A 14,627-nucleotide genomic window follows, 5' to 3' on the forward strand; every position below is an offset into this window, starting at 1 on the left:
ATGTTAGGACTTTTGCAACAGCCCCTTTTTTATTACCTAAAGATAGCCTAAGTTTGTAAGAAAAGTATAATATGTATAAATTATTGAAGATAAAGAGGATTAAATGAAAATTGTTATAGATACCTATGGTGCAGATGAAGGGGCCAAGGTCTTAGTAGAAGGCGCCATACTTGCCCTAAAGGATGAGGACTTTATTCCTGTATTTGTAGGAAATGAAAGTCAATTAAAAGAAATCATAAATGGAAGAATCAAAGATTACGAGATAGTCCATACCGATGAATTTATATCAAATGATGAAGAACCAGTAAGGGCTATAAGAAGGAAGAAAGATGCATCAATAGTCTTAGCCTATAATAAATTAAAGGAAGAAGGCTATGACGGACTCTTATCAGCTGGTTCCACTGGTGCCCTCCTTGCAGGTGGTATATTTATATCAAAAAGAATAGATGGTGTAGATAGGCCATCCCTAGCAGCGAGTCTGCCAAGCACAGGTGAGATATGTATGCTCATGGATACAGGTGCAAATATGGACTGCAAGCCAGCTTATCTTGAAGAATTTGCTATTATGGGTAAGATATTTTTACAAAATGTACTAGGAGTTGAAAATCCTAAGATAGGCCTTTTAAATGTAGGGGTTGAAAGCCATAAGGGCAACAAGCTTACCAAAGAAACCTACAAGCTCTTAGAAGAAAGAGACATCAACTTTGTAGGTAACATCGAGGCAAGAGACCTATTTACAGGCAAGGTCAATGTACTTCTTGCTGATGGTTTTGCAGGAAACGTAGCTATAAAGACTGCAGAAGGAGTCATAGACCTCCTTAAGGGCGAGCTTAAGGGAGTATTTTATAAGTCATTTAAGAATAAAATGGCAGCCCTCACTATAAAAAATGACCTTAAAGAATCCTTAGGCAAATTCAGTGCCCAAAAAGTTGGAGGAGCTCCTTTATTAGGGGTAAAATCCTATGTATATAAGGCACATGGTAATGCAAATGAAATAGCCATATCAAATGCCATCAAAGGCCTAATTAAATATATAAACATGGATGTAATTAATAAAATTCAAGGAGAATTAAATGATTAGAGAACAATTAACAAAATTAGCAGAAGAAAACTTAGATATTGATGTAGCAAATATCGATTTTGAAAGCAAGATTTCTGACTTAGACATTGATTCAATCGACCTTGTAGACTTTATAATGCTTGTTGAAGAAGAGTTTGAGATTGAGTTTTCCGAAGAAGAACTTGATGAAATTGAAAGCTTAGCAGATATAGTAAGCCTTATAGAAAGTAAAAACTAATGTCTTTGTCAAAAGATAGACTAGAAAAAATAGAAGAATTTGAGAAAAATATAGGCTACACATTCAATGACAAGGCATTGATAGATGTAGCCTTAACTCATTCTTCCTTCACAAATGAAGCAAGAGGAAACATTAAGTCAAACGAAAGGCTAGAATTTTTAGGTGATACCATCCTAGACATGGTAGTAAGCGAGTATTTATTCAAACACTACACACAAAAGCCTGAAGGTTGGCTAACAAGAACAAGGTCAAGAATAGTCTGCACAGATTCCTTTGCCAAGGCAAGCGAAAAATTTGCTTTAACTAAATATTTAAGATTTGGAATGGGAGAGAAAAAACAAGGGGGCAAGCTTAAAAAGCATGTCAAGGCTGATACCTTTGAGGCTACTTGTGCTGCAATTTACCTAGATTCCTCCTATGATGACTTGTGCAAGTTTTTATACAAAAATTATAAGGATGAAGTATTAGAGATAATAAATGATGATTCATTATTCTTAGACTATAAGACCCGTCTGCAAGAGTATTACAACGCCAAGAACAAGAAAAATTTGACCTATGAACTTATAAAAGAAGAAGGTCCTGAGCATGATAAGACTTTTACTATGGAAGTTAGGTTAAATGGCAAGGCCTTAGCAGAAGGAATTGGCAAGAATAAAAAAACAGCCGAGCAGATGGCAGCAAAACTTGCCTATGAGCGTATCAAAAATGTCTAATCAAATAATACCAATCTTTATTCCATTTTTGGGCTGCCCTCACGATTGTGCCTTTTGTAACCAGGTAAAGATTACAAATTACAAAGATAAGGCAGATGAGTCAAGTATTGTAAGGCAAATAGAAGACTACCTAAAATATTTTAAAGATAAGCAAACAAGTAAGGAAATAGCCTTCTATGGAGGATCTTTTACAGGACTTCCCCTTGATACAATGATTTCATACTTAAAAATAGCAAGGGCCTACAAAAAGAAGGGAATTATTGATAGAATCAGACTTTCAACTAGACCTGATTATATAAATAATTCCATTCTGGAAATCTTAAAATCTTATGAAGTCGATACCATAGAACTAGGAATCCAATCCTTTGATCAAGAAGTCCTAGATTCAAACGAAAGGGGCCATAAGGTAAGCGATAGCGAGAAAGCAAGTAAGCTAATAAAAGATTTTGGATTTAAGCTAGGCCATCAAATAATGCCAGGTCTATATAAGGATTCTAGGGAGAAAATAATTGCAACAGCTATAAAATCAGCAAAGATTGGTCCAGATATAGCTAGGATTTATCCAACCTTAGTAATCAAGGACACCAAGCTTGAAAAACTCTACCAGGCAGGTCTTTACAAGCCTCTAAGCCTGGATAATGCCATAGAAATATCTGCAGAAGTCCTAATGATTTATGAATATAGAAATATTAATGTCATTAGAATTGGCCTTCAGCCTACAGAAAATATCAATGAAGGAGCAGATGTAGTAGCAGGACCCTTCCATCCGGCCCTAAGGCAAGAAGTAGAATCCTATATCTATAGGTTATATTTAGAAAAGCTCATTAAAGAATTAGATTTAAAGGATGACCTAGAAATTTTTACAAATGATAGGGATATTTCAATAATTGCAGGCAATAAAAAATCAAACAAGAATTACTTTTATCAAAAATATAAGGTTAAGCTTAAATTTAAATCAAGCGATTCATCTTATATTATTTCTTGTGGGAAAAAATACGACTTAGATATAGATAAATTTATCGATGATTATGTAGAAGAAAAATACGGTGGTGATTTAAATTAGACTAGAAAGTATAGAACTAAAGGGTTTTAAATCCTTTGCAAATAAAACAAAAATTGAATTTGATAGTCAAATTACTGCTGTAGTTGGACCTAATGGATCTGGCAAATCTAATATTTCTGATGCTGTAAGATGGGTCTTGGGAGAGCAATCTATAAAGAGCCTCCGTGGTTCAAATATGAAGGATGTAATCTTTCAAGGTGCAAAAAATGCGATGAACATAGCAGAAGTCTGTCTTAATTTCTCAAACGAGGATAAAAGGCTAGACCTTGCCTATGATAAGGTGAGCATCACCAGGAGAATTTATCGTTCTGGGGAAAATGAATACAAGATAAATGGCAAAAGGTGCAGGCTTAAGGACATTAGAGAATTATTTTTCGACACTGGAGTAGGAAAAGAAGGCTACTCAATAATTGGCCAGGGTAGGATTGATGAAATAATTATGTCAACTCCTGCTGATAGGAGGGCGATTTTTGAGGAAGCTGCCGGAATTTCAAAACACAAGTACAGAAGAGAAGAAGCTGATAAGAAATTAAAAGCTGTAAGCGAAGACCTAGAGATAATCGAAAAGGAATTAGAATATAAGAAAAAGGATTATGGCCTTCTTAAGGCCTACAAGGATAATTACCTAGCCCATAAAGAATTAAGCGAAGATATTAACAAAAAAGCTTACTTCTACCTTAAAAATAAATCCTACGATTTGATTAAAAAAAGGGATGAGATAAATTTAAAACTTAAGGAAAGCGAAAATAAATTAGCAAGCCTAGAATCAAGTCATTCTGAAATTTTAGAAAAACTTGGACCTTTTAAGAAAAAATATGAGACTTTAAGAGAAGACCTAGATAGGTCCAAGGTAGAAGCAGAGACTTATGAGAAAAACATCGAACGCTCTAAGGCGAATCTTGACCTAAATATCCAAAAAAAGGATTATGACCTTAGAGATAAGGCTAGGATAGAAGAAAATCTAGAAAATTTAAAGGATTCTTTAATAAGTGAAAATAAATCCTTTGACCTAAAAAATAAGGAACTAAGAGAAATTGCCGAAAAGATATCATCCTTAGAAAATGATTTGGGAAAGGCTAAAGATTTAAAAATATCTTTAGAAAAAGAGATATCAGAATTAAATACTATCTTAGATAGTCAAAGGTCAAGTTCGGAAGAGACAAAAGAACAAATCTTAGATTATGAAGTCTTTGAAAAATCTAGGGCTATTATTGATCAAAAAAGACAAAAAGATTTGGCTGAGAAAAAACAAAGATTAGAGGCCTTAGATAAGGAAATTTTAGATTTAAGTCAAAAGCTTGATTCAAGCAAAGAAAATCAAGAAGCCTTACTTAAAGAAAAAAATGACCAAGAAATGGCTATAACCACTCTAGCAAACGACATCAAAAATGCGGATGACAAGTATAAGGAAACTTTAAATGAATTAAACAATTTGAAGCTAGAAATTAAGTCATTAATGGCTGATATGAGGATAGAAAAAGATAGCCTTGATAAAAACCAGGGATACTTTTATCAAATCCAAGACTTCCTCAAGAAGACCAAAGAAAGCGCCATGGCAGGTTTTTATGTAGACACCCTTGCCAATTTAATCTCAGTTAAAATTGGCTATGAGGAAATAATTGATAACCTAATGGGAGCTGGCCTACAAAATATTGTCACAAGGTCAAAAGAAGATACTAGAGAGCTTATTAACTTTATAAATAGGGAAAAGCTTGGAAGGATTACCTTCCTGCCTATAGATTCGATCAATTCATATAGAAAAGAAAGGCCAAATTTTCCAGAAGTAATAGCTATGGCCTACGAGCTCGTGGCTTACGATGATAAATTATCTGGCGTTATCAATCACTTTTTAGGGTCAACCGTAGTTGTAAAAGATATAGATGCTGCAATCAATCTATCAAAAAAGATAAAGGGTTATAGGATAATAAGTCTTAACCTAGATATTATTAATAACTGGGGATCAATGGTAGCAGGATCTGATAAAAATAAGAGGTCAAATGTCAATCTTTTAAATCGTAAGAAAAAACTAAAGTATTTAAGCCTTAATTTACAAAAATCAGATGAGAGAAGACAGGAATTGGAAGAAGTCTTAAGTAAACTAGATTCCGAAATTAACGAAAAAAGAGAAAGACTTCTTAAAGAAAAAGAAGCCTACGACCTAAGAGAAGAAAAAATTAAAGAAATAAGTGATGAAATATCAAGGATAAGCCTAAGAATAGAATCTTTGATAAATCATAAGGAAAGCTTAAATGATTCTGATCTTGACTATGAAAAACCTATAAATAATATGGACATAGGCTCTTTAAGAAATGATTTTGATAGACTCAGTCAAGGCATATCTGAAAATGAATCTAGGCTAGAAGCGAAAAATAAGGAATTTGATAGGGTAAGAGATGAAATATCAGCTCTTACAAATAAGCTAGAGATAAGTAAACGTGATAAGGTCTTAGCTGATAATGCCAGGGCAAATATTGAGGAAAAACTTGCAGATATAAAAGAAAATATCAAAATCCAAGAAAAACTTGCCAAAAATTTAAATAAGGACCTTGAAGAATCCTTATTAAAAAATGATAAACTTATAGCTTCGATTGACCTATACGTAAAAGAATTCGATAATCTTAAAGAAAAAATAAAAGTCTTAGGTCAAGATATTGAAGCTTGCGAGTCAGAAAACTCAAAATTGATTGACCAAAATACTAAAATTGAAGAAGACCTTAACAAGGAAAACCTCGAAAAGGTAAAGCTTTCCTATAAATTAGAAAATTTAAATGAGTCTTACAGTCAATTAGAAGATGAAATATCACCATTTATAAGCATTTCTATAAAGGACTTGTGGGAAAAATACAAGGATTGCCAAAAGCTTGAGGTAAAGAAAAATGACCTCATAGATTTACAAAAAAGGATAAATGAGATTGGATATTTTACTCCTACAGCTCTTGAAGACTTCGATAATGTTGCCAAAGAGCTTGATTTTGTCGAAGTTCAGATAAAAGATTTGAAAAATGCTAAAGAAGATATAGAAAAAATGATCCTAGCCCTAGAAAAGGAAATGAAGGAAGAATTTTCAAAAAACTTCGCTATAATTAATGAGAACTTCACCAAAATCTTCAAAATCCTCTTCATGGGAGGAGATGCAAGGCTAATCTTAGACAGCGAGGACTTCCTTACAGCTGGTGTTGAAATTGAAGCGAAACCACCATCAAAGTCCTTAAAATCAATCTCACTTCTATCAGGTGGGGAGAAGGCTCTTACTGCAGTAGCCTTACTTTTTGCAATATTTGAACAAAATCCAGCCCCATTCTCTATCTTAGATGAAATTGATGCGGCCCTTGATGAATCAAACATAAAAAGATATATAGAATACCTAAAAAGCCTATCTGATAAGACCCAATTTATAATGATAACCCATAGACAAACAACCATGCAGCTTGCAGAAAAAATTCACGGTGTAACAATCGATGACCAGGGTATAAGTAGGCTATACTCTATAGCCTTTAAGGATAATTGAAAATTAGCCTAAAACCAGTAAAATATAAAGGATAAAGAGAGATAATATTGCAACTCTAAATAAGGAGGAAATATGGCAATTAGAAATATAAGAATAGATGGAGACCCAATCTTAAGAAAGGTCTCAAGAGAAGTAGACCAAGTTACCGATAGGATTAATATTTTATTAGATGACATGGCAGAAACAATGTATGATGCAAACGGAGTAGGCCTTGCCGCTCCACAAGTAGGAATACTTAAAAGAGTAATAGTAGTAGACCCTCAAGATGGACAGACAGGCCTAGTTAAGCTTGTAAACCCTGAAATAATAGAAAAAGATGGTGAACAAATCGGAGTAGAAGGTTGCCTATCTATACCAGATTTCAACGCTACGGTTAAAAGAGCTGAGCATGTAAAGGTAAAATACCTTGATGAAGAAGGTAAGGAACAGATTTGGGATGCTCATGGTTTCCCAGCAGTTATTCTATCACACGAAATCGACCACTTAGATGGAATATTATTTAAGGATAAATACATCGAAGAAATTAAATTTGAGGACCAAGAAGAAATAAATGATTAATATATGTTTTATGGGCAATCCAAAGTTTGCAGTGCAGACTTTGGATGTTCTTTATAATGATGAAAATATAAATGTAAGCCTAGTTGTATCTAGCAAGGATAAGAAGAGGTCTAGGAATAAATTTTCTCCAACAGAGATTAAAAAGTATGCAGAAGATAAGGGAATTAGAGTTGAGACACCAGATTCTGTAAATACAGAAGAATTTGTGGGCCTACTTAAGGACCTTAAAATCGACTTTATAGTAGTAGTTGCCTTTGGCCAACTTCTAAAAGATGTTTTACTAGATAATTTTAAGGACAGGATAATAAACCTCCACCCTTCAAAATTACCACTGTATAGGGGAGCAAGTCCTATACAATTTTCCCTACTAAATGGTGAAGAGGAAACATCAGCTACAGCCATGCTCATAGAAAAAGGCATGGATTCTGGTGATATCCTAATCCAAAAAGATTATCAAATAGGTCCAAGTGAAGATTACTTTGACCTAGAAGATAAGCTAGGAGCCCTTGGTGCAGAGGCCATTAGAGAAGCTATTTTAAACTTTGATGAAGTCTATGCAAAAAGAATTAAACAAGATGATTCAAAGGCGACCTTCTGCACAAAGATATCAAAGGAAATGGGAAGGATTGATTTTACAAGGACAAGTAGGGAAATTTTAAACCAAATAAGAGCCTTTGTTGGCTTTCCTGTGGCTTATTTTCCATATAAGGGTGAAAATATTAAAATCCATAAGGCAAGCCTAGCTTCCGATAAAAAAGGCAAGGCTGGCGAAATTCTAGCAGCAAATAAAAATGACCTAATTTTAATAGGAACAGGAGATTCTGCTATAAGAATCGAAAAAATCCAAGTTCCGGGCAAAAAGGCCATGGATACAAAGAGCTTCTTATTAGGAAATGACCTAGAAATAGGATATATCATAGAAAATGACTGATTTAAAGATAATATTTAATATTCTCTACGCCATTGTCTACCAAGATAAAAAATCTAACGACATGATAAATAAGTATGCTGACAAGGCAGAAAACTTAGCCTTCGTCAGCAAAAATGTCTACGGAGTATTGGAAAATAAAATCTATATAGACTATATGATAAGAAAATTATCTTCTATAAGGCTTAAAAAAATCCACAAGTCAATCCTTCTTATCCTAGAAATTGGAATTTATAACATTCATTTCTTAGATACAAAAGATTATGCAACTGTTGATAAGCTTGTTGACCTAAGTAAGGAAAAAAACAAAAAGTCTTCAGCCTTTGTTAATGCCATTCTTAGAAATTTCATAAGGGATGAAAAGGAAATAGCAACTATCTATGAGACTGATGATATAAAAAGCCTTTCGATAAGATATTCCTTCCCGGAAGAAATTACCAGATATATCTATGACAATTATGGGATGGACTATACCAAGGCCTATCTTAGAGATGCAAATAGCCTTAAAAATCTTTCAATAAGGGTAAATAAGCTAAAGATAAGCAAAGATGAATTAAGAGAGAAGTTAGAAGCAGAAGGCTATCAAATAGAAGATGGAAAAATTGCGAAAAATGCCTTGATAGTCAAAAATCCAGCCTCCCTTGCAGCAAGCAAATATTTTAAAGAAGGTTATTTTATTATCCAACAGGAATCATCAATGAAGGCTGTAGAAGTCCTAGATCCTAAGGAAAATTCTAAAATATTAGACTTATGCGCTGCACCAGGTACAAAGACGTCATATTTGGCAGAGATAACCAATAATACTAGCCAAATAATCGCAAATGACATATCTTCTTCTAAAAATAAACTTATTGAAGAAAATATTTTAAGGTTGGGACTAAAAAATATTTCTATCACAAACCACGATGCTTCTACATTTGTAGAGGATTTTGAAAATAAATTTGATTATATTTTAGTAGATGCTCCATGTTCTGGTCTTGGGGTAGTAGGAAGAAAAGTAGAAATACGATATAATAGAAATAAGGAAACGATTGTAAGGCTAGCTAGCCTGCAAAAAGAAATCCTTGACCAAGCTATAAAATACCTTAAAAAAGACGGGATTCTCTTATACTCAACCTGTACCATAGGCCCTTTAGAAAATAGGGATAATTTCCTATATCTGAAGGCTAAGATAAATTTAGAAAGTATAGACATAGAGGGAGAGCCTTTTAAGGAATACAGGAGTTTTGAAGATGGATGTGATGGATTTTTCATATCCAAGTTTAGGAAGATAAATGATTAGTATAAATGATAAAAATATAAGTCAAATTGAAGACTTATTCAAAGAAAAATCTTATCAAAAATTTAGGGCTAAACAGGTATTTCATAATATCCATGTTAATAGGATAAATGATTTTGAGGGGATGACAGACCTTCCCCTAAAGATGAGAGAAGAGCTTAAGAAAGACTTTAAGATTGATAGTGTGAAGCTTTTAGAGACTTTTAGCTCAAAGCTAGATTCTACAAAGAAATATCTTTTAGAATTAGATGATAAAAATATTATAGAAGCAGTTTATATGGATTATAAGGATAGGTCTACAATCTGCATATCAAGCCAAGTTGGCTGCAGGATGGGGTGCACTTTCTGTGCATCTACCAAAAATGGCCTAGTAAGAAATATGACAGCATCTGAATTAATAGAAGAGGTTTACCTCCTAGAAAGATTAAATGGACCTATTTCAAATATTGTAATAATGGGCATAGGCGAGCCTTTGGATAATTTTACAAATATAGAAAAGTTCATTGAAATTATCACAGACCCTAAGGGTAGAAATCTTTCTCATAGGTCAATAACCCTTTCAACTTCAGGACTTGTTCCACAAATTTACAAGCTAGCTGATACAAAATTAGATGTAAACTTAGCTGTCTCTCTTCACTATGCAGATGATAAAAAAAGAGCTAAGTTTATGCCAATAGCCAAAAAATACTCTATTGACCAGCTTATAAAGGCTACAGATTATTACTTTGATCAAACAGGCCGAAGGGTTTCCTTTGAATATGTTGTAATCGATAAGGTAAATAACCTAGATGAAGATGTAGAAAATTTACACGATCTCTTATTTGGCAAAAATGTACATATAAACCTAATTCCTCTAAACCCGATCGAGGAGTTTAAACATGATAAACCAAAGATGAGTGCTTTAGATGAATTTAAAAATAAACTAAGCAGAAGGGGCCTAAATGCCACTATAAGAAAATCCATGGGTCAAGATATAGACGCTTCCTGTGGCCAGCTTAGAAATAATTATGCGAGGTAAGAATGAAATTTTCTTCAATTACAAATATTGGTAAAATAAGAAGCGAAAATGAAGATTCATTTTCAAATATTAGTTTAGATAACGTTGACTTCTTCATAGTAGCTGATGGTATGGGAGGCCATAGCAAGGGAGAAATTGCAAGCAAAATGGCTGTAAATTTATTTATAGATTATGTTAAAAAAGCAGATTTAAATGCCTATGATTCTCTATTAAAGCTCCAAGAAGAAGCTATAATCTATGCAAACAATGAGATTTTCTCACTATCTTCTCAAGAAGACTATGACAGGATGGGAACAACAGTAGTCTGTCTTTGCATAGATCACAAAAATAAAGTCTATCATTTGTCACATCTTGGTGACTCAAGAGCTTACATCTATAGAAATAGCGAGCTTAGAAGGTTAACTCGTGATCACTCTCTTGTAAATGATTTACTAGATTCCGGCTCTTTAACAGAAGATGAAGCTGAAAATTTCATAAATAAGGCAGCCATAACTAAAGCGGTGGGAACAGAAGCAAAAGTATCGCCAGATAGTAGAAGTTTTGATATGGAAGATAAGGACCTTATTTTAATGGTAACAGATGGCTTGACAAATGAGATTACAGATGAACAAATAGAAAATATAGTAAAAGATAAGACTGACCCTTATGAAATTTCGTCTCTTTTGATAGAAGAAGCTATAGAAAGTGGAGGAAGAGACAATATTACAGTTACAACTATTTTACTATAAGAGGGTAATATGGAAAATATAGTTTTAGATAGTAGATATGAAATTATAAAGGAAATCGGCGTGGGAGGCATGGCCAAGGTCTACAAGGCCAAGGATAGGCTTCTGGGTAGGTTTGTGGCAATTAAAGTACTCAAAGACCAATACGCCGAAGATGACGAATTTTTAAAGAAATTTAATAATGAGGCTCAGTCCGCAGCGAGACTTAGCCATATAAATATAGTTAATGTATATGATATTGGAAAAGACATGCTAAATGGCAAGCTTATCCAATACATAGTAATGGAGTATGTAGAAGGAGAGACCCTAAAAGATCTAATAGATAGGGAAAAAATCCTATCCAATTATGATATTATTGATTATTCTACACAAATAGCTCAGGCTTTAAAATCAGCCCACGCTTCAGGTATAATCCATAGAGATATCAAGCCACAAAATATACTTATAGATAAGTTTGGTCTAGCAAAGGTAACCGATTTTGGTATAGCTAGGGTATCGTCCAACGCAACCATAACATATACAAGCTCGATATTAGGTACAGTCCATTATATATCACCAGAACAAGCAAAGGGTAAGATTGTAGATCAAAAGTCAGATTTATACTCTCTAGGGGCCGTAATGTATGAGATGGCAACAGGAAGGGTGCCTTTTGATGCAGACAACTCGGTTGGAATTGCAGTGATGCATATACAAGATAATCCAATTCCACCAAGAGAATTAAATCCCGACCTATCCCTACACTTGAATTATATAATAATGAAACTACTTAAAAAGGATCCAACCGAGAGATTCCAAAATGCAAGTGAATTAATAGAAGCTTTAGATGATGAATCCTTAGTTAAAAATACAGAAGAGATTGAAGATACAGCAAGAATCCCTATAGTAGTACCTAAAAAGAAAAGGGAAGAAGTAGACGATTACTACGAAGACGACAGGGAAGCTATCTATGTATCCACTCAAGAAGAGAAGTCGAAGAAAGAATCCAAGAAAACATCAATAAAGATTTGGCCACTAGCTTTATTGGCCTTTATATTAGTAGGGGCTGTCTATTTCTTCTCAACAATGTTTAACCAAGATGAAATAGAAATACCTACAGTAGTAAACTTAACTCAAGAACAAGCAGTAAAACAACTTGAAAGTAGAGGCTTTAAGGCAAATATTTCAAGAACTGCAGAAAGTGATGAATATGAAAAGGGTAAGGTTATGAGTCAAGACCCTGATGCATCCACTAAAGCTAAAAAAGGTAGTGTAGTTTATCTTGTAATTTCTTCTGGAAGAGAAGTAGAAGTCCCTCAGCTAAAAAACATGAACCTAAGCCAGGCAGAAGATACCCTAAAGGAACTAGGATTAAAACTTGGAACAACATCTACAGATTATTCTAATACAGTTGAAAAAGACCTAGTAATTAGACAAGAGCCATCAGCAGGAGCAAGCGTTCAGTCTGGTTCTGAGATTAGCCTTGTTATATCTGTAGGTCCAGAAGACACAACAGAAATAGTAGAAGTACCAAATCTCTTAGGTATGGGCGAGAAGGATGCAATAGCAGCCGCAAAAAATGCTGGCCTAAAAGTAAGAAATGTAGACTACAGAAATTCATCAAATACTCAAAGAGGCCTAGTAATGAATCAGTCGATTGGAGCAGGTACTGAAGTAAAAGAAGAATCAGCCATAGATTTAACAATAAGTTTAGGTGAAGAAGAAAAAGAAGCGACAAATCCTAATAGGGAAGTCCAGCTTAAATTAAATATTGGAAATGCTAAAGATAATTTCAATGTAAAAGTCTACCAGATTGATAGACAAGGTAATAGATCAGAGCTTATTTATGATGATTACCATTCTTCAGTAGAATTAAATGAAAATGGTGTTTTAGTTCTTAAAGTAATGTCACAAGCTTCTAGCAGGCTGGAAGTTTTAGTTGATGATGAATCTTATGGAGTATATACAGTTAATTAGATGATTGGTAAAATAATTAAAAGTCAAAAAGAATTATATTATGTAGACACTGAAGAGAGCTTATTAATGGCCAAGGCCCGTGGGAACTTTAGAGTCAAGGATAAAAAGCCACTGGTAGGTGATAATGTCGAAGTGGATGTTCTTGAAGATGAAAAGGCCTATATCACAAAGCTTCTACCTAGAAGAAATGAGATAAAAAGACCAAATATTGCAAATGTAGACCAGCTACTAGTTTTTATAACCATAGACCACCCACCACTTAATCTCTACAACCTTGATAAATATCTTGCTATGTGTGAGTATTTAAATATCGACGTAGTAATAATTTTAACGAAAATAGACCTAGTAAGCCAGGAAAAAATCAAAAAAATAGCAGATATTTACATGAATTTATCATACAAGCTAATAGAGATTGATAATTACAAGGACTTCCCAAAAGATGAAATTCTAGAAGTCCTTAAAGGAAAGACCTCAGCAGTATCCGGAGCAAGTGGTGTTGGAAAATCAACCTTCCTATCAAATGTTTTGGATAGGGAAATAGAAATAGGCGAGATAAGCCAAAAGTCTAGAAGAGGAAAAAATACAACAAGACACACAGAAATTTTTAAGATTTCTAAAGATACTTTTATCTTTGATACGCCAGGCTTTGATAGCTTTGAATTTGATTTTCTAGAAGATGAGAATGATCTTAAAAATACCTTCGTAGAGCTAAGGAATAGAAACTGTAAATTCAAGGATTGTAATCACATCAATGAGCCATCATGCAGGGTCAAAGAAGACTTAGAAGTTGGCAAAATCGCCCAATCAAGATATAAAAATTACCTACAACTTTTTGAAGAATTAAAACAAAGGAGACTTAACAAATGGTAAAACTAGCACCATCAATACTTTCATGTAACTTTGCTAATTTACAGGCTGACCTTGATCAGACAAGGGGTACAGGACTTGAGATAATCCACATAGATGTTATGGATGGGATATTTGTTCCAAATATTTCCTTTGGTTTTAAGGTAATATCTGATATAAGAGATAAAAATGATTATTTTTTTGATACCCATCTTATGATAGAAGATCCAATTAGGTATATAGATGATTTTAAAAAGGCAGGATGCGATAGGCTAACAGTTCATTATGAGGCATGTAAAGATTTAAAAAAGACCCTGCTTGCTATTAAAGAAGCTGGGATGGAAGTAGGGCTTACATCAAAGCCAGCTACAGATCCTAAAAAGCTCTTAGAGTATTTTGACTATATAGACCTAGTGCTCGTAATGAGTGTAAATCCAGGCTTTGGTGGTCAGAAATTTATGGAGCAAAGTATAGATACTGTCAAATTGTTTAGAAATTACATCGATGAAAATAAGAAGGATATTAAGATTCAAATCGATGGGGGAATTAAGACTGATAATGTCGAAAATGTCTTAGCACTCGGTCTTGATGAGATAGTTGTAGGCTCTGATATATTTGCTAAAGATATAAAAAAACAAATAGAAAAATATCACGAAATATTTAATAAATATTAAAAGAGAGGGTCACTTGCTAAAAATTGCAAGTGACCCTTTCTTGTATGACGGGCATGTCCTAAGG

The 14,627-nt window shown here is 33.8% G+C and carries 13 protein-coding genes; all 13 read left to right on the forward strand.

All coding sequences use genetic code 11. The features are described 5' to 3' along the window. Positions 1–103: 103 nt before the first annotated feature. The 13 genes from plsX to rpe all read left to right on the forward strand — a co-directional run bounded on the left by plsX (position 104) and on the right by rpe (position 14,563). On the forward strand, positions 104–1,081 hold the full coding sequence (gene plsX, locus ACCQ42_RS08435; RefSeq protein ID WP_410035916.1) for a phosphate acyltransferase PlsX: 978 nt from the start codon (positions 104–106) through the stop codon (positions 1,079–1,081). Then, complete coding sequence (locus ACCQ42_RS08440) at positions 1,074–1,298, forward strand: phosphopantetheine-binding protein (protein ID WP_106460058.1); 225 nt, start codon at positions 1,074–1,076, stop codon at positions 1,296–1,298. Before plsX ends, ACCQ42_RS08440 begins: the two co-directional genes overlap by 8 nt. Beyond that, complete coding sequence (rnc, locus tag ACCQ42_RS08445; RefSeq protein WP_265236735.1) at positions 1,298–2,011, forward strand: ribonuclease III; 714 nt, start codon at positions 1,298–1,300, stop codon at positions 2,009–2,011. The genes ACCQ42_RS08440 and rnc overlap by 1 nt, the downstream gene beginning before the upstream one ends. Next, on the forward strand, positions 1,989–3,074 hold the full coding sequence (locus tag ACCQ42_RS08450; protein ID WP_410035917.1) for an elongator complex protein 3: 1,086 nt from the start codon (positions 1,989–1,991) through the stop codon (positions 3,072–3,074). The genes rnc and ACCQ42_RS08450 overlap by 23 nt, the downstream gene beginning before the upstream one ends. Before the next feature lie 52 nt (positions 3,075–3,126). Further along, positions 3,127–6,582 (forward strand): chromosome segregation protein SMC, encoded by a 3,456-nt coding sequence (gene smc, locus ACCQ42_RS08455; protein WP_463049213.1) that lies wholly within the window; start codon positions 3,127–3,129, stop codon positions 6,580–6,582. 72 nt (positions 6,583–6,654) lie between these two features. Continuing rightward, entirely contained in the window at positions 6,655–7,140 is a 486-nt protein-coding gene (def, locus tag ACCQ42_RS08460; RefSeq protein WP_265213360.1) for a peptide deformylase, read from the forward strand. After that, positions 7,133–8,071 (forward strand): methionyl-tRNA formyltransferase, encoded by a 939-nt coding sequence (gene fmt / locus ACCQ42_RS08465; protein WP_410035918.1) that lies wholly within the window; start codon positions 7,133–7,135, stop codon positions 8,069–8,071. The genes def and fmt overlap by 8 nt, the downstream gene beginning before the upstream one ends. Then, positions 8,064–9,350 carry a 16S rRNA (cytosine(967)-C(5))-methyltransferase RsmB gene (gene rsmB, locus ACCQ42_RS08470; protein WP_410035919.1) on the forward strand — a complete coding sequence of 429 codons (1,287 nt, stop codon included), beginning with the start codon at positions 8,064–8,066 and terminating at the stop codon, positions 9,348–9,350. The genes fmt and rsmB overlap by 8 nt, the downstream gene beginning before the upstream one ends. Next, positions 9,343–10,365, forward strand: coding sequence for a dual-specificity RNA methyltransferase RlmN (rlmN, locus tag ACCQ42_RS08475; protein ID WP_265236726.1), 1,023 nt, complete (start codon positions 9,343–9,345; stop codon positions 10,363–10,365). Before rsmB ends, rlmN begins: the two co-directional genes overlap by 8 nt. A gap of 2 nt (positions 10,366–10,367) precedes the next feature. Then, positions 10,368–11,093 carry a Stp1/IreP family PP2C-type Ser/Thr phosphatase gene (locus ACCQ42_RS08480; protein ID WP_265236724.1) on the forward strand — a complete coding sequence of 242 codons (726 nt, stop codon included), beginning with the start codon at positions 10,368–10,370 and terminating at the stop codon, positions 11,091–11,093. Positions 11,094–11,102: 9 nt separating this feature from the next. Next, complete coding sequence (gene pknB / locus ACCQ42_RS08485) at positions 11,103–13,043, forward strand: Stk1 family PASTA domain-containing Ser/Thr kinase (RefSeq protein WP_265236722.1); 1,941 nt, start codon at positions 11,103–11,105, stop codon at positions 13,041–13,043. Then, on the forward strand, positions 13,044–13,913 hold the full coding sequence (rsgA, locus tag ACCQ42_RS08490) for a ribosome small subunit-dependent GTPase A (protein WP_410035920.1): 870 nt from the start codon (positions 13,044–13,046) through the stop codon (positions 13,911–13,913). It abuts the gene before it with no gap. Then, complete coding sequence (gene rpe / locus ACCQ42_RS08495; protein WP_265213347.1) at positions 13,907–14,563, forward strand: ribulose-phosphate 3-epimerase; 657 nt, start codon at positions 13,907–13,909, stop codon at positions 14,561–14,563. The genes rsgA and rpe overlap by 7 nt, the downstream gene beginning before the upstream one ends. Positions 14,564–14,627 lie beyond the last annotated feature (64 nt).

Origin of the sequence: Anaerococcus kampingae (genome assembly GCF_046365475.1) — a bacterium.
Taxonomy (GTDB): Bacteria; Bacillota; Clostridia; order Tissierellales; family Peptoniphilaceae; genus Anaerococcus; species Anaerococcus kampingae.

What these genes read in the sequence shown, in the direction of transcription:
- plsX (WP_410035916.1), top strand. Translation starts at nt 104, where the DNA reads ATGAAAATTGTTATAGATACCTATGGTGCAGATGAAGGGGCCAAGGTC.
- ACCQ42_RS08450 (WP_410035917.1), top strand. Translation starts at nt 1,989, where the DNA reads ATGAGCGTATCAAAAATGTCTAATCAAATAATACCAATCTTTATTCCA.
- ACCQ42_RS08440 (WP_106460058.1), top strand. Translation starts at nt 1,074, where the DNA reads ATGATTAGAGAACAATTAACAAAATTAGCAGAAGAAAACTTAGATATT.
- def (WP_265213360.1), top strand. Translation starts at nt 6,655, where the DNA reads ATGGCAATTAGAAATATAAGAATAGATGGAGACCCAATCTTAAGAAAG.
- rsgA (WP_410035920.1), top strand. Translation starts at nt 13,044, where the DNA reads ATGATTGGTAAAATAATTAAAAGTCAAAAAGAATTATATTATGTAGAC.
- fmt (WP_410035918.1), top strand. Translation starts at nt 7,133, where the DNA reads ATGATTAATATATGTTTTATGGGCAATCCAAAGTTTGCAGTGCAGACT.
- pknB (WP_265236722.1), top strand. Translation starts at nt 11,103, where the DNA reads ATGGAAAATATAGTTTTAGATAGTAGATATGAAATTATAAAGGAAATC.
- rsmB (WP_410035919.1), top strand. Translation starts at nt 8,064, where the DNA reads ATGACTGATTTAAAGATAATATTTAATATTCTCTACGCCATTGTCTAC.
- rnc (WP_265236735.1), top strand. Translation starts at nt 1,298, where the DNA reads ATGTCTTTGTCAAAAGATAGACTAGAAAAAATAGAAGAATTTGAGAAA.
- ACCQ42_RS08480 (WP_265236724.1), top strand. Translation starts at nt 10,368, where the DNA reads ATGAAATTTTCTTCAATTACAAATATTGGTAAAATAAGAAGCGAAAAT.
- rlmN (WP_265236726.1), top strand. Translation starts at nt 9,343, where the DNA reads ATGATTAGTATAAATGATAAAAATATAAGTCAAATTGAAGACTTATTC.
- rpe (WP_265213347.1), top strand. Translation starts at nt 13,907, where the DNA reads ATGGTAAAACTAGCACCATCAATACTTTCATGTAACTTTGCTAATTTA.